Genomic DNA, 21,997 nt, shown 5'->3' with positions numbered 1-21,997 from the left:
GGTTAAGGCTCGTACTTGCGAGCCTTATCTTGTTTTAGTTAATTTAGTAAAGAACACTCGGTAACCACAGTGTCAACGCTGGCACTAACATTATTAGTACCAACACGACAATTAAGGGTAATAAAAAGGGCAATGTGGCTTTAGCGCAACGCTCAATTGGGACACTCGATACTTGAGATAGAACGAACAATACCATGCCCAAAGGAGGCGTGAGTAAACCAATCATCAAATTCAAGACCATGATTACACCAAATTGCACAGGATCAATGCCTGCTGCTAAAGCGATGGGTAGCAAAATCGGCGTGAGAATGGTGATTGCTGCAATAGTTTCCATAAAGCAGCCAACAATGAAAAGGATGAGCGTAATCGCAAGCAAGACGGTGTATTTATTCCCTCCCGCAAACCCCAATGAATCAGCCACAATTTGGTGAATCCCTTGACTTGTTAATACCCACGAAAATATTGCAGCACCGCCAATAATTAGCATGATTGAACTTGTTGTTTCGATGGTATCGAAAGACACTTTAAGCAGACCTTTTAAACTCAAGCTACGATACCACAAGCTGCTAAGCAAGAATGCGTAGGCGCATGCAACGACGGCAGCCTCTGTTGCCGTGAAAAAGCCAGTTAAAATACCACCCACAATAATGACGGGCGCTAGTAAGGAAGGAAAAGCATGTTTAAAGGTGACCGCGATGCGGCCTAGTGAGAACTTTGCATCTTTCGGGTAATTCCGCTTTCGTGCATATATTGTGACCATTATTGATAGCGCCAAGGCCATTAATAAGCCGGGTATAATGCCAGCGGCGAACAATTGGCCAATGGATACACCAGCAATAACACCGTAGATGATCATAGGTAGGCTAGGTGGGATTATTGGACCAATAGTTGATGAGGCAGCGGTTAGGCCGACGGAAAAGTCCGCATCATAGCCTTTGTTGCGCATTGCTTTAATTTCGATGGCGCCCAACCCGCCTGCATCAGCCACGGCTGCGCCAGACATGCCAGAAAATAAAATCGAAGCGCCCACATTTACGTGACCCAATCCACCTCTTAACCAGCCCATTAAGGCGCCAGCAAAATCGAATATACGCTTGGTGATGCCGCCTTGATTCATTAATGCGCCAGCAAGGATGAAAAATGGAATCGACAACAGTGGGAAACTGTCCATACCACCAAGCATTTGGTGCAAGATCACTAAATCTGGAATGCTGCCCTCAATCAATATGGCGACTAAAGACGCTATTGCTAAGGCAAAAGCAATGGGAACGCCCAATAGTATAAGCAAGAATAAGGTAATAAATAGTGCGGCTATGATCATATTTTTTTACTTCTTATCCTGAGAATCTGCTAACGCTGTTGAGGTAGCTAATTGTTTGAGATCTGAAAACGTGTTTATGCCTGAACGGACTAAACATGCCGCTAAGGCAAAGCCAACCAAACCATATAAGAGGCTAATAGAAAATGAAATAGAACTCATTTCATGACTTTGCAATAAGGGAATGATTTGCATGCAGGTGTACAGTAAAAATGCTAAAAATACGGCATTGATCACGGATAACAAAAGTGTCAGTAAGGGTTTTATGCTTGCAGGCATAAATCGATGGAAATAGACGAAGCTAATATGAGATCTTTTTCGAAACCCAATGGAGGCGCCAATAAACGACAATAATACGAGTTGATAGCGCGCGACCTCTTCAGTCCATCCTAAAGGTGCATTTAGCACATAACGACTTAGTACCTGCGCTATCAATATTAAGGCAAGCGCAAAAAATAAGGCGATAGATAGCCAATCTTCAATACCAACGGTTGATGGGTCAAATGCGTCATCTTCACTGGTATCCCAATCAATTTCGCCCAATAGCGAATCGTTATTAGAGGGCTTGGATGCTTTCATAGATATCCCTGTCATAAGAAAATGTCGTGTGCTCATAAAACCCTAACACTTTTTGTCGAAAAGCACTTCGGTTTACTTGGTTGATTGTAATGCCTTGGGCCTCAAACCATGAAGAAAGGTTTTGCTCATTAAATCGAGTTTCACTTGATACCTTTTCAGCTGCTTGATTGAGTACCGTCGTAAAAATGCGCTGATCATCAGGTGATAATTCGTTCCATGTTCTGCCACTGACAACCGCCAGAATTGAGCCGAGTATATGGCCAGTAAGATTTATATGGCTTTGTACTTCATAAAACTTCTTCGCTTGAATCGTTGGTAGTGGATTTTCTTGTGCATCGACAACACCTTGCTGAATAGCTAAATATACTTCTGAAAATGAAATTGGGCTGGGTTTTGCACCTAAGGACAAGGGAAACAACTGATATACTGCCGCGCCAGGGACGCGTATTTTAAGCCCTTCAATTTGTTCGGGAGTAATTACAGGGCGATTAGATGTTAAATGGCGCTCTCCGTAATAAGTAGAGCTAACAATCACGTTTCCGCCAGATAAGCGTTTGTATTCATTAGCTAAACCAGTAAAAACAGGAGAGTTTACAAAACGCTGCCAATGCGTGTAATCCTCAAAAATATAGGGCATTTCGGATAAACCTAGTGGTTTATATATTTGTGAAGCAAAGCTTGTCCCCGTATAAATAATATCTAAGGAACCTAGGCTTAAACTTTGATTGATATGCGCTTCTTTACCTAAAGAAGATGAGGCATAGACTTCAATTTTATAGCGACCATCGGTTTGTTTATATATTTCTTCGCTAGCCCATAAGGCCCACTTATGAAGTGCATGAGAAGGTTCGTAAACGTGAGCCCAACGGACTACACGCGTGTTAGTGTCATCGCGTTTAGCGGATGTACTAGTCGAAACGCTCAGCAAAAGAATAATCGAAATGCTGGCAATGATTGCGTTGAGTATGCTCATTTAAGTTAATAGTCCGGATTTGGGCGCTTGAATAGCTGAATTGTTGCTTATATGTAAAATAAATGTTTGTGTGAAGATTATCGCAGTCCACCATACAAAAGCAACGGATATCTTACTCGATTTTAGAATGGCGGATTTTTGAACGTTCTTAGGTGTTTCGCAGACAGCGACCTTTACTCGTCGTGGAGTGCAGCATAGCCCACTAGTAATTCGCCATCTGATGTTCTCCCGATAAGTTTGGCAGTAAAATTACTGTCGTCGAGTCCTAAATCGTCTTTATTGAATAATAGTACAAGACCGTCATCATGTTGCCTTAGGCCGACTGCGCTTGCGCCGTTCCCAAAGTTAACTTTTTGGGATGCGCCAAACTGCAAGGTGTCTACGTTTATGTCGTTTTCAGGATTGAAGCCCTTTTCTTGTTTTATTAGCAAACTGACTATGCTATCCCCGTCACCCGTCATTTCGGTACCCAATATTTCGATGCGTTTAGTGACGGTTAAAGGAATTATTAAATTTTTAGAGCTATGTTTGTCGTTGGCAAAGTCTTGGCGTTTGACGGTGTCTATAGCAGCAAGTGACAAGTGCGTGGCTCGTCCAAACTTGTCTTGCAACACGTGTGGACGCTCTAGTTTGTACCAGTGAGTGCGTGTGCCATCTTCATAAACGGTACTCGTGGGCGTGTATGCAATCCCCGTTTCGAATTGCCAATGAATACCATCCTTTGAGCGCAGGTAAATGGCCCGATAGTCTAAGAACGCATTGATAATCATATGAAATTGTACGTCGTCTCGCCACATAACAGGATCTTCGTAGTTCGACTTTCGATACCATTCTGGAATCGTCTCATTGTTGTTGATCACATCTGTCAGCACTTTGTATGGGCCAAGTAAGCTGTCACTTTTAATCATCCGCCCAAACTTGCTGACAAATAGCATGCTACCATCGTCCAGTTGCACGCCTGATAAGTTCCGTTGTACTTGGTACTCTCGCTCATCACCTAAAGCGTTAGCATCATATTCGATGGTCATTTCGCCAACGAGTTCCCAAGGGCCGTTCATGGATTTAGACTTAAGTAGTGTCGGCTTCCAGTTAATTAACGAATAAAGTAAATAGCTTCCGTCATTCATTAGGATGATATCGGCGTTGTGGCCTTTACCGTTTGCGTAGTCATAAGCGGTGTCTTTTACGACGGAATAAGGACCCACTGGGTGGTCGGATACTACATGTGCTACCGTAGAATCGGACCATTCCCAATGGCCGCGTAGCGCGTTTTCAGGCCAGCGAACCACTTGCATATGATATTTGCCGTCATCGTCTAACACCGGGTTTCCGCCCCAATATGACCAGTCGGGGTGTTCCATTCCATTATGAGGATCGCGAGGGAGGACATTGTCTGCGCCCCATAAATCCGAGCGTAAACTCGATAGGATTGGCATTGGTTTAATCAAGTCAGAAAATGCAGCACCGTTTACCGCTTTTACTTGTGCAGAAATAACGTCTGACATTTTGCTAGTATTACCTGAATAATCTACCGCGCGTACCTTATAGTCATTCAATTCTTCTTTCGTTGGAATGAGATCAACAAACTTATTTTGGCGAATATTGTCCGCTAACAATATATAGCCAGAAAATGCCGAATTTTTGCGGAATACTTGATAGTAAGCCGTGTCGTTATCTGTTTTGTTCCAGCTCAGTTCGATTTCTGTGTTGAGCGGACTGATTGACAGTGTTTTTGGGGCCGTAGGTGCTTGGTTATCTGTTTGTCGGTGACTTAGCGCCGCACTTGCATTCGATTCTTTTAAATTATGCAAATAAGTAAGTACATACTTATACTCGACACCACTTATAACTGAAGTATCTTCGAAGCGTGTCGTTTTTGTATTGCCTATTTTAGTATAATTTTTATTGAATTGCGCCTTGCGATATATGTTCACTGGCGTATTTCCAGTTTTGCTCTTCCACTGCAGAAGGTTACTGCCATCTTTTGATGAAACCTGAATGTTCTGCGGAGCGGGTAGGCCTTTGTCTAAGACTTTTATATCCACATTATGGATAAAAACGGATACGCCCGCGGTCGCATTGACGTATACCCGAAAAACAGGCGTTGGACTGTTAACGTCCGCCTTCGTCATTTTATAAGTACCTGAAAAACTAGATAAAGGGGCCGGTCCGCCGTTAAGGGCACGCGGTGCAGAGAGTATGACTTCGCGGTCACCAAACATAAGGCTTAAGCTAACTGAGGCCTCTGACTTGTGCTCAGCTTTAAGCGCAATATGCCAAGATAAAGTGTCTTTATCATAAAATGTTGGATAGTCAGCACTATTCAATGCATAGGATTCAACTACCGTTAACGTTTTTCCTCGGGTAGTAAACACATTTTTTGCAACGCCCGCTTTTTGCTCGCCTTTGCTCAATGTCTCGTTTACTCGCCAATGGGGGGAATCATGCACCGCCCACCCAGGAACAAGATCGAAATCGCCATCCTTAACGTTGCCCCAAGGACTGTTGTCACCAAGTAGTACGACATCGGCCCTCACTGCACCAGCAAAGCCATTGAGGATAAATATCATGATAACTGTGACGGCAGCGCGCGTCCCTGAGAATGCAGGAAAGTGTCGGTTTTTAAGCATTGATAACATTAACATGTAAAATACTGCGTTATATATAAAAGTGTATATTTATATATACATTACACTATTTGGATTGCATCCTCCACATAAAAACACCCTATGCGTTTTGCATGTGTGTCGCCAAACATGACACCCAAATATGGTTTATAACGAAACAGTCGCGCGACGCTCGCGTATTGTCGGTATGATTGTGTACAACATAGCGTTATAAAACAACGGGCTCCTATACTTTCATGGCATGGATATTCTTTACCTTGCTTGCGGCTTTCATGCAAACGGGTCGTAACGCACTACAGAGTAAATTGAGCAGCAGTGTCAGTACTTCTGGCGTGACTTTGGCAAGGTTTTTATTCGCATCGCCCATTGCTGCAGTTTATTTATTTACTCTGTACGTTTTTTCTCCGCAAGCCATTCCTGACTTTTCCCTAACCTTCCTAGTTTATGTGGGTATTGCCGCTTGTCTGCAAATATTGGCAACCGCGTTAATGGTCGTTTTATTCAAACAAAAGAATTTTGCTATCGGTGCGGGACTAGCAAAAAGTGAAGCGTTGGTTGCTGGGGTTATCGGCATGCTTTTTTTTGGTAGTCAGTTGTCAGTGCTAGGTTGGGGTGGGATTTTACTTGGCACATTGGCGATATTTATGTTGAGTGGGCTGTTAAAGAAAGATAGTTTTAGCGTAAGAACTGTATTTATTGGACTTGCATGTGGGACGAGTTTTGCACTGACATCCTTATATGTTCGAGAGGCTTCATTAGCGTTGGATTTACCGTTTCCGCACAAAGCCGCGTGGGTATTAGTATGGGTATTGTGCGTGCAAACAGTCTTACTGCTTATCTATATTGCTTATAAAGAACCACATACATTTGTTCAATTAAAAGCGCATAAAAAGCTAACGTTAGCGACAAGTTTTACCAGTTGTATAGGGTCAATTGGTTGGTTTAGTGCAATGTCTTTACAGTATGTCGCTTACGTAAAAACCTTAGGACAAATTGAAGTACTATTCACAATTTTTCTATCAACGTTTTGGTTGAAGCAGCGAGTCAAGCGAAACGAATTGATCGGGTTGTTATTAATATCCATTGCTGCAATATTAGTGATGTGGCAATAAAAGCAACGGCATGTGGACGTACAATAACAAGTTAAAAAAATAAGACAAATTGTTAAAAACACTAATGCGTTAAGTATGTAAATACGCTATTTTAGCCTAACCTATATTTCTTGGTCGCGACTAATGCCAACCTTGTTTAAACGCAAAGTAACTCCAATTACGTCCTTTTTTAAACGTATACAACACCTTATTTTATTCAAATGCTTGCTTGCGATTGTAGCGCTTGTTTCCGTCCAGATACCCGGGTACGCACAAGGCCCTTCATTTTCTTTGGCCCCTCTTTTCGCTGACCATATGGTAATTCAAAGACAAATGCCGTTGACTATTTCTGGCAGTGCACCCATGCATCAAAGGGTTAATGTTGTCTTTAAAGGAAATGCGTATGTTACAGAGGCTGATAAAACGGGAGAGTGGTCGATTCAAGTGCCTGCGCAAACAGCAGGCGGGCCATACGATATCAGGGCCACAAGTGACGGTAACGAAATTGTCGTGTCTGATGTATATTTTGGTGATGTATGGCTTGCGTCAGGGCAATCTAATATGGAGTGGAAACTCGAATGGAAAGTGGACAACTGGCAGGCAGAAATTGACGACAGCAACTATCCCTTAGTCCGGTATTTTGGCGTAAAAAACAAATATGCGCCCATGCCACAGCAAAGGGTAACGGGCGAGTGGAAACTTGCCTCGCCTAAAGATGCAGGTGAATTTTCTGCTGTCGCGTGGTTCTTTGCAAAAAGGTTGCATCTAGATACCAAGGTGCCGGTCGGGATTATAGATGCTACATGGGGAGGCACTCCAGCTGAGGCTTGGACTCCACTGGAAGACTTATTAGGCATCAAGGAATACAAGGAAAAAGCTAACGCATACCTGGAAGAGCCACAAAAATGGCTACCAATATTTGAAAACTCCCGTTTGGAACACATTATTCAAGCCGAAAAATTAAATAGTACTGTCGGTCATTCAGAAATGAGTTATGCCTCGCTTACATTTGATGATTCTGCTTGGACTAAGACGTCTCTGCCGATGGGTGATGTGCTAAACAATATTGTTTGGGCACGAAAAACGTTTACGCTTAAGTCCATCCCTTCCGAGGCGTCCTTGAACATTGGCTGGTTACCTCCACAGGCTCAAATTTACCTCAATAATCAGATGTTAAAACAAAAAAAGGGAAGCGATAAAAACGAACCTATTACTATTGCGGCTAGCATGTTCAAAACAGGTGAAAATGTATTAGCCATACGTGCGTTAAGTACTTGGGATAACAGGGTAAATATTGGTACCAAGGGCAAACTTTTCTTACAAACTAATACCCAGAAGCTCATGCTAAACAAAGGATGGAGAATAAATAATACGCTCGAAGGGGAGCTGCCGATGCCAAAACGCTACTGGCAGCAAACTGGGACACTCTATAATGCGATGATACACCCCTTGATTCACTTCCCCATAAAAGGCGTTATCTGGTATCAGGGGGAAAGTAATGTACGTAAGGCAAACGTATATAAAACGCTTTTTTCGACAATGATTGAAAGTTGGCGTGAACGCTGGCAACAACCAGATATGCCGTTTATTTTTGCCCAATTGGCGAGTATGCACCCTCAACAGAAAAAGCCAATGGAAAGCCAATGGGCCGAATTGCGAGAAGCGCAAACCCAAACGTTATCGTTACCGAATACTGCGATGGCGGTACTCATTGATGCAGGAGATGCTTACGATATCCACCCTAGAAACAAACAGATAGTGGGTGAACGCTTATATGCTGCTGCACAAGCCACTGTTTATGGAAAAAACATCGTTTATCAAGGGCCGATGGTTGACGCAGTTAAAGTGAATAAAGGCAAGTTGTTGATAAGTTATCAACACCTAGGCTCTGGGCTTATAGTGGATGGGAATAGTTTGCTTGGCTTTGAAGTGGCCGGTAGTGACGGTGTGTATCATACCGCAGATGCTGCTATAAACGGCGATTATGTAGTGGTGGGAAGTAAAAAAGTAAGAAAACCCAAACATGTTCGATATGCTTGGGCTAATAATTCGCCTGCCAATCTATACAATCGAGAAGGGTTTCCCGCCGTTCCATTTAGGCGAGGGCGTTAGCGTCTAGTGATCTAATAACCCCGTTTTTTCCAAAATTGGATTTCACCGTCGCCATGCGCTTGTGCGACGCTGAAGGTTTTCTCTACAACAGTTTTGCCGCGATATGAAATCATCATGTGCCAATCACCTTCAGCATTACTGATTGGTTCCCATATCGTATCGCCAAGGTAAAAATCCCAGTCATTAGTACGCACATAGACTTCACCTTCAAAAGGTGCCATTGGATTGCCTTTTTTGTCGCAGACATCCGGGTGATGAATAATCCAGTCAAGGCAGATACCTTTACCTTTTTGTACATTTAAAATCAGACCAAATTCTATGTCGAGTTGTGCAGGTATTGCCGTCGTAAACGTTTTTATTTTAGGCAGCTTTTTACTTTTTTCGTCCCAGCCGTCGTAAATACCAAAGCTATGTATATCGAAGATAGGTTTTTGCTTAGCCAATGTTTTTGCTCTTTCTGCCAATAACTTGTGCGAGAGTTTACCAAGCTATTTGATTGTGCGGTTTTTTTTGAATGTAGATTGTCTCACCAATTAGTTTAACAGTCGTTGTAAAGCGGTTTCGATTTCTTTTACTGCATCAGTAGACGATACTTGTCTGGCCGTTTGTTCAGCTTTTTTGGCGCGAGTGAGCGACTTGTCTTTTAGTGGTTGTGCCACTGCTAGCAAGCTTTTCATTTCGGTAAAGTCGCCGCTACAGTGTAGCGCGATATCTGCTCCTGCCTGCAATGCGCTTGCGGCGCGCTCAGCAATGGAGCCTGAAAGGGCATGCATATTAATATCATCTGTCATAATTAAGCCATTGAAACCTATTTCATTGCGCATTACCTCGTACATGGTTGGGCTAATGCTCGCTGGTAATGATGCATCGTATGCTGAAAAAACAATGTGTGCGCTCATTGCCATTGCCTCTTCAGAAAACGCAGCAAATGGCGCGAAATCTATGCCTAGTTCCTCTTTGCTAGCAGCCACTTTGGGAAGATCAAAGTGGCTGTCAGACGTACCTCTACCATGTCCTGGCATATGCTTAATGACTGGCGCAACGCCCCCTGATTTCAAGCCATTAATAACTTCGGCGCCGAGTGCTATTACTTGTTCTTTCGTATTACCATATCCTCGCTCATGAATAATATCGGCAGCATTATCTTGCGCAATGTCGAGCATTGGCGCACAGTTTACATTAATACCGCATGCCTTTAGCTCTTGCGCAATGAGTTGGTTGTTCAAAAAACAGGCCTGTTGAGCCTCCGCTTTGTTTTTACGGTAAAGTTTTACAAATTCGCTAGGGCTCGGCGGAACTCGCCAAAATGCTTTTGGTAAGCGCGACACTCTTCCGCCTTCTTGGTCAATCAGAATAATCGGCTCATCCTGTTGAGACACTTCTTGCAATTGAGCGTGCAAGCGTTTTAGTTGTGTTGGGGATGCGATATTTCGGGAAAATAATATAAAACCCCACGGGTTGAGCTCTTTCAGTAATGCTGCTTCTCGAGGCAATATTGACAAGCCCTCGAGACCAACAATGACGTTCTGTTTATTCAAATTCACGATGTCCTAACGACGAATTATATGTTGTAGCCAGAAATTTCCAGCACAAACGCTTCTAAGTGGTAAGTGTTGCATAAATAATGTTGTAAATACACGCGCATATGCATTTACCTGAGACGAGTCGATTTTATCAATAGTCGTAACTATATGATTTTACATATGTATTTAAAAAGTAGAATAGCTATATATACCTAAGTATGGATTTTCAGGCATGCAATTTGTCGATTGAGCAATGCAAGTTTGTTATCTTGTTCATCATTGAAACGGTGAAGTTGTCGGTATATGAAATCATTCTCGAGCGGGGAAGTAGCAAATATTTGCGATGTTACATCTCGCACTGTTATTCGTTGGATCGCAGCCGGCAGACTTGAGGCATTTAAGTTGCCTGGGCGCGGCAATAATCGTGTAAGCGAAATTGCACTTATTGCATTTTTGCAAGAAAATCAAATGCCTATCCCCAATGAATTAAGACCCGAACTTGACCGGCATTGCGTGATGATGGCAGATGACCCTCATTTAACGCGTCACGTGAAGCGTATCATCCGAGATGTTGACTACATCACCTACTGTTATGATAACGGCTTAGAAGCCGGGTTTGAAATTGCGAATAAGCAACCGTCGTTGATTGTTATTGACGATGATTTGGCAGATATTTCTGCTGCTAAGATTGTGAGGCAAATTAACAGTTTAGTTGATTACGCCCCCCTAATCATCGTGTTCTCTAATGAACCCAATCAAGTGGATGTGCCGCTTGATCAATACGACATTCAAATACTAGCAAAACCTTTGGATTTGCATCATTTTTCAAATATGTTCGACCAAGCAACTGGCGAGAATGACTTGTTGTCAGCATAGCGTATAACTACACATCTTCGTCGACGTTTCTTTATACCTATTTCGTACAATATACGCTCAACAATCTATGACTTTTGTCGATATAAATGAGCATGATTTAGCTATTCGTAAACGATGTCTAGGATGAACATTTGACTATTGCTCGCAGACTAAAATTTGGTGAGGGGCCTTCTCTGCGTTTCCTACCGATAATTTTGCTCATCGTTAGCTCTCTAGTGAGCGCAAATATTGAAGAAGGTAACGGCGCATCTTTGTTGAAAGAAGCATACGCTTTGCGAAGTTCAAATCCGCCTAAATCATTGGCGCTTTTGCAACAAATTCAACGAGACAAATTAAGTAGTGCCGAAAAAGATAGGTATGATTTTGTCAACGCCTATTCTTTATTTATTAATGGGAAAGTAGACGCCTCCATAAGTGCATTTGAAACACTTGCCAAAAATGGCAGTTCAGCGAATGAGCGTTTTATTGCTCACACATCTTTGGTAAATCTATATGCCGGTAGGCAACGATGGTCTGAGGGCTTTAAAGCGCTTGACTATGTTGTTGACAATATGGTGGCCGTCGACAGTATTGATGCAGAAGAGCAAGGGCACATAGCGGTTATCAACTTTTATCAACTTATTGGCGAAAGTGAACTGCTTACTAAATACGCTGAACCTTTGCTAGATGGTCGATATAGCCTCAGATTCATTTGCACAGCGAGTTTACAGTGGTTAGGCGCAATGACGAGCACTGACATCAAAAACATTGACGAAAGTACGTTCAAAAAGGCCATAGAACGATGCCAAGGATTAGATGAACCAATTATCAATTTTGCGTTTTTTCATCAATTTGCGACGTATCAATTGGAGAGCGGCAATGTAGATTTTGCCCTCATATTACTCTTACCCCGCCTAAAAGACGTCGAATCTTTGAAATATAATCCATTGGCGATAGCTTATTACGATATTTTGAGCCAATCTTTTTTTGAAAGCAATGAATTAGATAAAGCCGTCGCCTATGCTAATTTGGTAGTTGCGGGCGAAAGCAGCAATTTTTTGTCAAAAGCTTCGATTTCAGCCTATGAGACATTGTATAAAGTAGAAGAGTTGAAAGGCTCGCATAAAGGTGCTCTGGCGTATTACAAAAAATACTCAGAAGCAAAGTCGCTAAATATTAGTAAAGAAAATGCGAAAATGTTGTCTATTCAAAAAGCAATGCGAGACAGCGTAGAAAAGTCCAGTCAAATAGCGTTACTCGACAAAGAAAACTCCTTACTGAAAGCTCGTGCAATGCTGGACGAAGAAACCGCACGCAACCGCCGTCTCATACTGGTATTTTTAGTCGTATTGGTTATTTTTGCTAGTATTTTGATTTATAAGAATCGAAGTAACTATATTAAGTTTAAAGAAATATCTCGTAAAGATGGTTTAACCGGTATCGCTAATAGGCACTATTTTACTAGTCGAGCGATAGAAATTCTGCAGAACTGCTCCGCTACCGATAGGCCGGTGACGTTAGTCATGTTTGACCTTGATAACTTTAAGAGTATCAATGACAACCATGGACATTCGACGGGGGACATTGCACTTCAAACTGCTGTTGATGCGGCACAAACAGGCTGCAGAGACAGTGATTTAATTGGTCGTTTAGGCGGGGAAGAGTTTGGTATATTGCTTGAAGGGTGTAGTGCAGATAAGGGCCAACGCATTGCCGAGTCATGTCGCAAAGAAATCGAACGTACGAATGCCGCATTGAGTCACCCATTTACGCTAACCGCTAGCTTTGGTATTGCTAGCTCGGATGCACAGAAAACCTTTAGTTTTGATGAGCTATTTGAACATGCAGACAGTGCACTTTATAGGGCAAAACATAGCGGCAAAAATACAGTGTGTTACTAGCGGTTACATACCGGCGTTTAGCTAATAATCGCTATGCCAATAGTTTTTTGTATAAAGTATTGGCTTGTTCAAATGACGATTGTTGCTCTAGTATGGCGGCTAGAAGTAACGCATCTTCATTACTTCTTCTTAATTCCAAGGCTTTATTAATCGCGCGCTGCGCAAGCGAAAAATCACCAGAGTTATACGCTAAATGCGCTAACACTGAGTAGTATTCGGGGGTTTCTGGTGTTTGTTTGATCTTATTTTCAATAAATTTAATCGCAGTAGAAGGATCCGAATGTTTCAGTTGTTTAAACAAACCTGTAAACGCAGGATGTGCTTGTTTGTTAGCAAAGGCGACTAGTTCTACTTCTGCGTCTTTTGACAAGCCTTGATCAATCAATAGTTGTACATAGCAAATTTGGTTTGCAATATCTTTTCTGGCAGCACGTGATAAGTTTGTCCATTTGTCTTTTAGTGCGTTTGCGCCGCTCTTACTGGCTATCTCTGCAAATTCGCCATGCGTTGCTTTTTGTGCCCACTCAATATAGGCAGTTCCCAACATTTTTTTGTGCTGATTGATAAGATCTTTGACGTCTGTCCACTGGTTCAATAAAGAAAATGCGCTAAGTTTTAGCATGACTACACTTTGATGCTGTTGTTCTTTGGTGCTCAATACTGAAAGCACATCGAGTGCTTTTTGCGGAAACTCTTTAAGGTGCAATTGCGCTTGTTTCAAGGTGGCGGCAAAAAATGATGTGGATTCTGTTTCAGCATGGGCAAGCATGCGGGCTGCCTTGTTGGCGTTGTCTTTGTGTAGCTCACTGGCTAATAAATAATTTGCACCATGAAAATCCCCGCCAAAACTTTTTTCAACAGATTGTTTAGCCGTGCTTATGTCGCCGACCAAAAACGCATTTAGGGCCTTATAAAACGCCTTGTTTTGCTGACGTCGACTCAAGGTACCAAACCAGTTCTTAGACCCGATCAATGCGCTAACAATGCGTTTGAATAACCACTCCAATACCCAAAATCCAATAACTGCAAAAAAACAAATAATGATGGCGCTAATAAGTGTTAGTTCAACGACATGAGATTCAGTCGCTATAACAACTCTCCCTTCGTACCCTACCAAATTATGGCCTAACAAAAGCGCGACAAATATGAGTAAAAGTACCACGATGAACTTAATCATAGCGAAGTGCCTTCTGAACTGCTCCTGTCAAAACGTATGTTAACTCGCTGCTTCACAGTCTCTTTGAGCAATGATTGTGACTGCAATTTATCGGGATATTGGCGTTCAAAGTTTGTAGCAAGCAGTTGTTGTAATGCACCTAGGTATTGCTCGACGTTAGGGGTATTGAGTTTGTAGTGTTCGATAATGAGCGCAATGGCTTCTTGTATGTTCTGTTGAAATAAGGTGACTTGTTCTGAAAGTGCCGCACTTTGCGCTCTTGAAAGCGCATGTTTTAGTTGTTGCTCTATAAGCCATTGTTGACGTTCAGCTAAATAGGGTTCTATCGGTGCCTCAATTTCATTCACGCTAAAGAAATCTCCCACTATCGATTTCCAAGTGCGGGATAGATTTTCTCGCCAATCTGCGATATCAGAAGATAGCTCAAGATCCTCATCATTGGCTGCTTCAGGCAGGGTAAAGTTATTTAAAGGTAACTCGCTTACTTGCGGCAGCATGCCACCTATTGCTAAGGCAATCGACGTAACAGACACCTGATTGATTTGTTCTAATGCGGCAATGTCTGCTGCAATCAATGTTCTTACTGGGAATAAAGATGGGTCATTTAAATCTTCAATGCGCGCATCGGCTTCTGACAACAGCGTTATGGCTGTGCGCACATCCTTCTCTAAGTACAGTTTTCTGCCAGCAAGATTAACGAGATAGTCTGCTTCAGCAAGTAGCCAATCAGAAGGGCGTCGCCCAGAAACTTCCGCCAACTGCTGCTGTAAGGCTTGATTTACTTGTTGACTGGCCTGCAATTCCTCAAGCATGGATTCAACATTTTTGGACAGTATGCTTTGTTTATCGATAATCGTATTGTCTGCATATTTACTTGTTTGCGACAAGGCATTAATTTGTTGAGTAACTTGATCAAACTTGTTTTCTTCGGTATTTGCCAGTGTTTGATATTGATGCCACGCCCAGTATATTGCTGCGCATAAACCCAAAACAAATAATAAATTGATGATGCAAATAAACCACAAGGCTTTATTACCTGGTTTAACATTCGTTGCGTTAGCACTGCTGGAATGCGTAAATTTTGCCTCGATTTCAACGGGTTCAGCTACATCTGACTCGGCTGACGTTGATTTTTTCTGGCTAAGGTCCGACATTCAACACTCCTGATAAATACTCACGAACAACCGCAGTTTAAGCAAAATTCTTAGCAATTAATTGACGGATTTTGCTTACTTAATGTTTTCGCTAATTGCAAAATAATTTGGTCGTCTGCACTTTGACTAACATGTATTTCAGAGATTCTTTTACTATGTAAATAATCTGCAATACGCTGGCTAGTAGCAATCCATTTTTTATTTTTGAGCCAGTCGCTACAAAAGCTAGCAAACAATTGCTCTACAATTTCAACACTTGTGACAATAATACACGTAATTGTTCGTTCCTCAACTTGTCTGATGAGTTTCTTGTCATGATTTGGCTGCCTTTCATACACATTAAGCACATCTACTTTGGCACCATTATCGAGAAGTGAGTTCTCTAATAATTGACGCCCACCGCGTCCCTTGACAATTAAAATGTGTTTTCCACTGACGTCTGCTAATTCAGGGATTGATAGCACTCCCTCAGAATTTTGTTGCAAAGGTTTTATAATCTTCTTAGCCCAAGGAAACTGTTTGCCAGCGAGGGCCTTTTGGGTCGCTGTGCCGATAGCGATGACGGAATGTTTGCATGCTAATGCTGGTTTTGGCGCAGTGCTAAGCCAATCTAGCGTGTAAGTACTCGTCACAATAATGTAGTCGTACACCTTATGTGGTGCGCTAATGTTCGGCACTTGCTTAATAACAATCGCTGGAAATATGCACGATAGTAAGTCTTCACTCTCAAATAGATTTTTTGTATTTGAGGCTTTGGGTTCGGGACGCGTAATCAAAAACACAATAATATGACGGCTAGTGTTGCAAGGTCGCTAAAATTTCACCTGCACCTTGTGCTAACAAATCCTCAGCAACGGTAACGCCAAGTGTCGTTGGGTCATCCATTGTCCCTAAAGCTTCGGCTCGCAGTATTGTTTTACCGTCTGGACTTGCGACTAAGCCTTTTAGGCGTATTTCTTCACCTTCCAATACTGCAAAACTACCAATAGGTACTTGGCAACCACCTTCTAGCCGGGCATTCATTGCACGTTCTGCGTTAACACGCAGTGCAGTTTCGGGATCATTTAGCGGTTTAAGGTATTCAATTAGGTCTGCGTTGTCGTTGCGACACTCAATACCAACAGCGCCTTGGCCGACGGCAGGGAGGCTTATGTTTGCTGCTATCTCATGTTTAATTCGCCCTTGCATGTCCAATCGAATAAGTCCTGCGGCAGCAAGTATGATGGCATCGTAGTTACCAGCATCCAGTTTTGCTAAACGTGTGTTTACGTTTCCCCGTAAATCCCGAATTTCAATATCTGGGCGAATATGGCGTAACTGCGATTGGCGTCGTAAACTTGAGGTCCCGACGATGGCTCCATGAGGCAGCTCAGTTAGTGAGACCACTGTATTTGAAACAAATGCATCAAAGGGATTCTCACGGGGACAGATAGCATGTAAACCAAAGCCTGCAGGAAACTGCACGGGTACATCTTTCATAGAGTGTACGGCTAGGTCAGCTTTGCCCTCTTGCATGGCAATTTCCAGTTCCTTTATAAATAGGCCTTTGCCACCTATTTTTGCTAATGGGGTATCTAAAATACGATCGCCTTGCGTAGACATTGGTATGAGCCTTACGTCGATATCGTCATGGTAGTGGCACAAACGTTCTTGCACATAGCGTGCCTGCCACATGGCTAAAGCACTTTTACGCGTCGCTATTCGGATGGTTCGTCTAGTAGACAAAGCAATTCCTTTTAATCTGGTTTACGAGGTTGAGCGAATATTACCTAAATTGTTGCTTAGGGTAACTAAGTTCCGCACAATTTTATGTCAATAGTGATTAAACTTCCTCGGATATTGTTACCGAATCGCATAATTTGAGCTATACCTATATAGAGAAATACCTGATTAAGCTGGACCAATACAAAGACGCTTCGTTTGCAGAGTAAGTATTAAATAAACAATGTAGACATTGTTTGAGGAGGACCCAATGCCAACCTTATGTAACGATATAAAAGACATTGAATTTACGGCAAAGAAAAAACGAATCAATAAAAAAGAGGGGGAAAAGGGACTATCCGCTTTTCACCGATGGCTAAAAGAGCAAAGCGACGGTTGGTGTTCGGTGGGCTTGTGTTCGTCTGGAAAGTGCGAGAGCCACTGGCAAGATGTTAGTGTTAAGTTGCTGGATGAGACAGATGAATATGTTGATGTTAAATTTAAAGTCACTATATCTTGTCGTTGTGATGGTGATGGCGTCGATGATTCAGGGGACGATGAAACCGACAACCCTAGTGGGGATGGCTCTGGTGGCAATGACTCTGGAGAGCCTAAGAAGCCATGTGTTTGCACACAAGCTGAAGAAGACGCAGAATTTCAACAGATGATTGGTTTTTACACCGCTGCAGTCACGAACGCGCGAAGTCTAGGTTACCAAGCCGCAAATGATCCTGGCTATTCGGATCCTGGCTTGGGCTTCCACAAGGTTGGTAACTGTGTGGATTGGCAGCAAGTATCATGGGGGTCATTAGTCACTAGGACTTGGAAGTGCTGGAAGGTTACTCAAATTAGAGCTCGTCAGGAATGGACACTGTTAACTTTTCATCACTTTGTTAAGTTAGAGGCCGTGTGCAGTGGTAACGTTGTATTTTTAGACCCATGGCAAACAGGCAAAGCTGAGCAATGGCCAGCCGCAAGATTTCCATTTCCAGACGGCAAAGGGTGGGCGCATACCGAAACATTGAATCACAATGCGGGTGCTGCACCCAGAGACCCTGGGAATGATTAGTTGCTCAAAAGTGTATAGAAATGGGGTTAGCTAAGCCGTTCAGTTACGAATGTAGCGATATCTTTAATTTCTGGTAAGCAAACATTGTGCTGCATCATATATTCTTTCCAAGTGACATTGAAGCCGTTTTCACTTAAGACTTGGAATGCGGCACGACCTAAAAACAATGGTACTACTTCGTCTTGTTGCCCATGACAACATAATATTGGTGTAAGTAGATTGGCGTCGTGTTTTTCGTCATCAAGCGTTTGTGGTGCACACATATATGTCGACAATGCAGCAATACCAGCTAGTGGTTTAGGGTAGCGAGTGCCTATATGCAAGGCAATCACACCGCCTTGGGAAAAGCCAGCTAGCAAAATTTTATTCGCGGGAATGCCGCTAGTTATTTCTTGCTCAATAATTTCAGTGACTAAAGTAGATGATTCTTTAACACCAACTATATCGGCACGACTTTCCATATCCATTGATTTTATGTCGTACCAAGCGCGCATTTCCATGCCATTGTTAATAGTGACAGGGCGCACTGGCGCGTGTGGAAAGATAAACTTAATCCCTAGAGCAGGGTCAAGTTTCAATTCGGATGCAATAGGGGCAAAGCCATGCCCACTATCACCTAATCCATGCAACCAAATTACGGTAGCTTTGTGTTCATCACTGGCTTCTTGGATGACAGCATCTAATTGCGTTTGAGGCATATATCTTCCTTGTTTAACTTTGTAACGCGAGTACTACGTCAAAGCCCGCTTGTTTGCTTACCGCTTCGTCCAAGAACGAGAAAAACTCTACGCCGGTGCGTTCATCTATCCATCTGCCATCGTCTTCATAGTTGAAGTGGTGGCCATTAAATTTAGTAGCCATCCATAATTGTTGTAATGGCGGTTGTTTGTTAAGTACGATCTTAGAATTGTCAGGCATGATAATAGTAAAAATATCGCCGTTGCTGTCGTAATCAAATGCTTGTTCTTGCGCATCAAGCGCATCTTCAAGCGCAATAAAAATATCATCGATTAATTGATCGTATTGGGCATCTTTCATTTCATACTCCGTAGTTTCTGCCTCGCCAATCTTTATGTATATGCTACCATAAAGAGAATCATTAAATTAAAGATAACGTGTAATCCAGTTTATGGTTCAACCTTTAGGAAATCTTTTTATTGTAGCTGCCCCGTCAGGTGCAGGTAAGTCTAGTTTAATAAATGCACTTTTGGAATCAGCACCGGAACAAGGCTTGCTAAATCCTCCTGAGTTGTCGGTATCTCATACCACACGGGCACCTCGGGAAGGTGAAGTAAATGGTGTTCATTACAACTTTGTGACGGTTGAAGAGTTTAAACTAATGATTCAACAAGATGCTTTTTATGAATATGCGGAAGTTTTTGGAAACTACTACGGAACATCAAAAGCCGCAATTAGTGATAAGTTAGATCTAGGTATTGATGTATTTTTAGACATCGACTGGCAGGGTGCGCGCCAAATTAAAGCAGTATCTCCAGATGTGATCAGCATTTTTATTTTGCCTCCCTCAATCGCCATTTTAGAAGAACGCTTAGTCGGCAGGGGTAAAGACTCTACCGAAGTGATTGCAAAACGGATGTCGCAAGCAAAAAGTGAGATGTCTCATGCAGGCGAGTTTGACTATATACTCATTAACGATAATTTTGATGAAACCCTTAAACGCTTTTCATGCATTGTGGTAGATAAGAGCCTAACAGCAGAAAAACAACGCACTAGAAACGCGGCTTTGTTAGAGACTTTGTATTAAGTGTTCATTGCAAGATATTAAATACAAATATACAGCCTTGTAAAAACCGGCAACAAGCGCTGCCGGTTTACAATGTAAATTCGCTTTATATGAGACCTTTAGTGTTGATTCATCTTTCTAAGTAACAAAATGAGGCTCAGGCCCATGAACCAAGCAAAGAGAACTTGTGGCTCAGCGACTTTTGCGACATTGCTAAACGAGATGTCATACGTGTAGGGTGTTATAAAATCGAAGAAACCTTCATTGCCGCCGACGGCTACCGTGTAAGTGCCAATACCTAAGTTCATCGCGACAATGGCTTCATTGGTTACGCTCGGTAACAATGACGACGTACCGGTAATGTAGTTCAGCGAGTTAAACAGGTCAGTGAAATTGCCATCATTGTTGAATACAATGCCAAAATCATTTGTAATAGCGCCTTCGTAGATACTGATTCCAAATGCCAAAGCACTTGAGATACTGACTTCTAAGTCAGTCGTTTCAGTTATATCTAAGATAAAGAAGTCGAGGCTATCACCAAAGGCATCCTCTAATAACCAGCCACTATCGCCAGTCACTGCTTCAGACTCTGTCGCACCAACACCACTATTAATAATCAATGCATTTACCTGAGCACTTACAAGCACTATACAACTAAGGATAAGTGTTAAAATAAAATGTTTCATGTATGTGTCTCCTAACACTTAAAGTCCGCCGTTTTCCCACGGTCCTTTGATTGCAAACGTTACCCCTGGTGATTGGATATTGACAAACAACCAACGACCGTAAAAACATGCGCCCGCCCACTCTCTGCTGGTAAAGCTGCGTCTATTTGAACCGTCAACAGAATCTCCTACGCGATCCCAAAAGTTGGCTTGAGTCCCGGGATAGATCGAATCAATCAACGCTAAATCTCCAGCATCTAGAGAGATATTGTTTTCACAGAATGGAAAAGCAGTACCAGATGTCGTTAGACCAATTAAGCGCTTGGGGTTAGAACGACCGTCTTCACATAACAACATGTTACCTCGTGGACTAATGGCGATATTGTCTGGTCCATCCATTTCAAGAGGGTCACTTGACTCGTAAACCAATGTGACTAGTTCTTTTCGTGGGTCATAACAGAAAATTTGGCCTAAGTCTGCTGCACCACCTGAGGTTGAAACGAAGTAAATTTTGCCGTCGTCATACCAGCATCCTTCACCTCGTTCGATAATGGCAGCATCGAACGCTTGATTGAAGCAACGGTCGGTCTGTGCATCTGGATCTGGTACTTCCTGCCAACTAACATCCCACGTTGAACCTACAAGCAGCCCACCACGCAAGTCAACGCGCGGTGTATTGTTAAGTACCATCGCATATAGCGTTCCGCCAGATTTTAAGTCTCCCCATTCACCTTGAGGGACAAACTTGTAAAATGCGGAGCTACCTGCATCCTCAGTTTCGTAAACGTAGCCTGTTGCAGGGTCAACCGCAGCAGCTTCATGTGAAAAACGCCCCATTTCGCGGATGGGTTGGCCATCAGATATACCGAAGCCCGGTACCTCAAAAACATAACCATGGTTAAAACCTTGTGGACCAGCATTCCAATCATGAAAAGTTTCTTCGCAGGATAACCAAGAACCCCAAGGCGTAAGTCCGCCCGCGCAGTTGCGAATTGTGCCGCCTAGGCTATTGAAAGAAGATAAAAACTTCCCTTGAACAATATCAAATAAAAGGGTGCTTGTACCGCCATGCTGTACTTCATTGTATACGCCGCGGTTTCCTCGCGGTGAAGATTTCGGTCCTTCGCCTTCTGAACACTCGTGATTTCTGACTATTGCTATAACGTTGCCTCGCACCGCAGTGACCGCCATGCCATCGTGATCAGTGGGTGTGGGCAAACCGTCTGTTTGTATTTGTCCTGTCCAACCAAAACTCGTGTATTCAAAACCTTCAGGTAGAGAAATGAGGGGTAAGCCTGTCGCTTTGTCTAGGGTGGGTGACAATGGACCATAGTCGCTGGTGTAAGGAAGTGTTGCTGCGTTTGCCTTTGTTGCCAAAGACGCAAAAGCAGTACTAGCCGCAATAGTACCCGTGCCTTTTAGCACTTGACGCCGAGAGAAAATAGCTTGTATTGGCAAATCTTCCTGTGTGTCAGATGCCAAAGGTGTTAAGTCAGTCATTCTAAGCT

20 protein-coding genes are annotated in these 21,997 nt (G+C 42.7%); 6 read left to right on the top strand and 14 right to left on the bottom strand.

Going from position 1 to position 21,997, the window contains the following annotated elements; genetic code table 11:
• Nucleotides 1-43: 43 nt before the first annotated feature.
• The 4 genes from QQK00_RS01210 to QQK00_RS01195 all read right to left on the bottom strand — a co-directional run bounded on the left by QQK00_RS01210 (nt 44) and on the right by QQK00_RS01195 (nt 5,515).
• On the bottom strand, nt 44-1,321 hold the full coding sequence (locus tag QQK00_RS01210; RefSeq protein ID WP_284215660.1) for a TRAP transporter large permease: 1,278 nt from the start codon (nt 1,319-1,321) through the stop codon (nt 44-46).
• A 6-nt stretch (nt 1,322-1,327) separates the two neighbouring features.
• On the bottom strand, nt 1,328-1,897 hold the full coding sequence (locus tag QQK00_RS01205) for a TRAP transporter small permease (protein WP_284215659.1): 570 nt from the start codon (nt 1,895-1,897) through the stop codon (nt 1,328-1,330).
• A complete protein-coding gene (locus tag QQK00_RS01200) occupies nt 1,875-2,870 on the bottom strand; it encodes a sialic acid TRAP transporter substrate-binding protein SiaP (protein WP_284215658.1) in 996 nt (331 codons plus the stop codon). Before QQK00_RS01200 ends, QQK00_RS01205 begins: the two co-directional genes overlap by 23 nt.
• A 173-nt stretch (nt 2,871-3,043) precedes the next feature.
• A complete protein-coding gene (locus QQK00_RS01195; protein ID WP_284215657.1) occupies nt 3,044-5,515 on the bottom strand; it encodes a hypothetical protein in 2,472 nt (823 codons plus the stop codon).
• A gap of 218 nt (nt 5,516-5,733) precedes the next feature.
• Between QQK00_RS01195 and QQK00_RS01190 the strand changes: the two genes are divergently transcribed.
• Both QQK00_RS01190 and QQK00_RS01185 read left to right on the top strand, forming a co-directional pair.
• The gene (locus tag QQK00_RS01190; protein ID WP_284215656.1) at nt 5,734-6,609 is read left to right on the top strand and encodes a DMT family transporter; all 876 of its coding nucleotides are present in this window, start codon (nt 5,734-5,736) and stop codon (nt 6,607-6,609) included.
• Between the two features lie 123 nt (nt 6,610-6,732).
• Nucleotides 6,733-8,700: a sialate O-acetylesterase gene (locus QQK00_RS01185; protein WP_284215655.1), complete on the top strand. Its 1,968-nt coding sequence runs from the start codon at nt 6,733-6,735 to the stop codon at nt 8,698-8,700.
• Nucleotides 8,701-8,711: 11 nt separating this feature from the next.
• Here QQK00_RS01185 and QQK00_RS01180 read toward each other — a convergent pair whose 3' ends face one another.
• Nucleotides 8,712-9,143, bottom strand: a complete 432-nt coding sequence (locus tag QQK00_RS01180; RefSeq protein WP_284215654.1) for a DUF3859 domain-containing protein — start codon at nt 9,141-9,143, stop codon at nt 8,712-8,714.
• A 90-nt stretch (nt 9,144-9,233) separates the two neighbouring features.
• On the bottom strand, nt 9,234-10,238 hold the full coding sequence (gene nagZ / locus QQK00_RS01175; RefSeq protein ID WP_284215653.1) for a beta-N-acetylhexosaminidase: 1,005 nt from the start codon (nt 10,236-10,238) through the stop codon (nt 9,234-9,236).
• 288 nt (nt 10,239-10,526) lie between these two features.
• Between nagZ and QQK00_RS01170 the strand changes: the two genes are divergently transcribed.
• Nucleotides 10,527-11,099: a helix-turn-helix domain-containing protein gene (locus QQK00_RS01170; protein WP_284215652.1), complete on the top strand. Its 573-nt coding sequence runs from the start codon at nt 10,527-10,529 to the stop codon at nt 11,097-11,099.
• A gap of 131 nt (nt 11,100-11,230) precedes the next feature.
• Nucleotides 11,231-12,979: a GGDEF domain-containing protein gene (locus tag QQK00_RS01165; protein WP_284215651.1), complete on the top strand. Its 1,749-nt coding sequence runs from the start codon at nt 11,231-11,233 to the stop codon at nt 12,977-12,979.
• Nucleotides 12,980-13,010: 31 nt separating this feature from the next.
• On the opposite strand, the gene QQK00_RS01160 is transcribed toward QQK00_RS01165, so the two are convergent.
• The 4 genes from QQK00_RS01160 to hemC are packed head-to-tail and all read right to left on the bottom strand — an operon-like array spanning nt 13,011 to nt 17,035.
• On the bottom strand, nt 13,011-14,156 hold the full coding sequence (locus tag QQK00_RS01160; RefSeq protein ID WP_284215650.1) for a heme biosynthesis HemY N-terminal domain-containing protein: 1,146 nt from the start codon (nt 14,154-14,156) through the stop codon (nt 13,011-13,013).
• Nucleotides 14,153-15,310, bottom strand: a complete 1,158-nt coding sequence (locus tag QQK00_RS01155) for a uroporphyrinogen-III C-methyltransferase (RefSeq protein WP_284215649.1) — start codon at nt 15,308-15,310, stop codon at nt 14,153-14,155. Before QQK00_RS01155 ends, QQK00_RS01160 begins: the two co-directional genes overlap by 4 nt.
• A 50-nt stretch (nt 15,311-15,360) precedes the next feature.
• Nucleotides 15,361-16,092 carry a uroporphyrinogen-III synthase gene (locus tag QQK00_RS01150; RefSeq protein WP_284215648.1) on the bottom strand — a complete coding sequence of 244 codons (732 nt, stop codon included), beginning with the start codon at nt 16,090-16,092 and terminating at the stop codon, nt 15,361-15,363.
• 13 nt (nt 16,093-16,105) lie between these two features.
• Nucleotides 16,106-17,035: a hydroxymethylbilane synthase gene (gene hemC, locus QQK00_RS01145; RefSeq protein WP_284215647.1), complete on the bottom strand. Its 930-nt coding sequence runs from the start codon at nt 17,033-17,035 to the stop codon at nt 16,106-16,108.
• Between the two features lie 247 nt (nt 17,036-17,282).
• On the opposite strand from hemC, the gene QQK00_RS01140 reads away from it, so the two are divergent.
• A complete protein-coding gene (locus QQK00_RS01140) occupies nt 17,283-18,080 on the top strand; it encodes a hypothetical protein (protein WP_284215646.1) in 798 nt (265 codons plus the stop codon).
• Between the two features lie 26 nt (nt 18,081-18,106).
• Here the strand turns inward: QQK00_RS01140 and QQK00_RS01135 are convergent, their stop codons facing one another.
• Together QQK00_RS01135 and cyaY are read right to left on the bottom strand one after the other, a co-directional pair.
• Nucleotides 18,107-18,778 carry an alpha/beta hydrolase gene (locus tag QQK00_RS01135; protein WP_284215645.1) on the bottom strand — a complete coding sequence of 224 codons (672 nt, stop codon included), beginning with the start codon at nt 18,776-18,778 and terminating at the stop codon, nt 18,107-18,109.
• 13 nt (nt 18,779-18,791) lie between these two features.
• On the bottom strand, nt 18,792-19,118 hold the full coding sequence (gene cyaY / locus QQK00_RS01130) for an iron donor protein CyaY (RefSeq protein WP_284215644.1): 327 nt from the start codon (nt 19,116-19,118) through the stop codon (nt 18,792-18,794).
• Nucleotides 19,119-19,209: 91 nt separating this feature from the next.
• On the opposite strand from cyaY, the gene gmk reads away from it, so the two are divergent.
• On the top strand, nt 19,210-19,845 hold the full coding sequence (gmk, locus tag QQK00_RS01125; RefSeq protein ID WP_284215643.1) for a guanylate kinase: 636 nt from the start codon (nt 19,210-19,212) through the stop codon (nt 19,843-19,845).
• A 98-nt stretch (nt 19,846-19,943) separates the two neighbouring features.
• On the opposite strand, the gene QQK00_RS01120 is transcribed toward gmk, so the two are convergent.
• Nucleotides 19,944-20,510 carry a PEP-CTERM sorting domain-containing protein gene (locus QQK00_RS01120; protein ID WP_284215642.1) on the bottom strand — a complete coding sequence of 189 codons (567 nt, stop codon included), beginning with the start codon at nt 20,508-20,510 and terminating at the stop codon, nt 19,944-19,946.
• 18 nt (nt 20,511-20,528) lie between these two features.
• Nucleotides 20,529-21,989, bottom strand: coding sequence for an alkaline phosphatase PhoX (locus tag QQK00_RS01115; RefSeq protein WP_284215641.1), 1,461 nt, complete (start codon nt 21,987-21,989; stop codon nt 20,529-20,531).
• Between the last annotated feature and the right edge of the window lie 8 nt (nt 21,990-21,997).

The sequence above is a fragment of the Agaribacter marinus genome, from assembly GCF_030160655.1.
GTDB lineage: Bacteria > Pseudomonadota > Gammaproteobacteria > Enterobacterales > Alteromonadaceae > Glaciecola > Glaciecola marina.
This window is presented reverse-complemented; position numbering and strand designations above follow the sequence as displayed.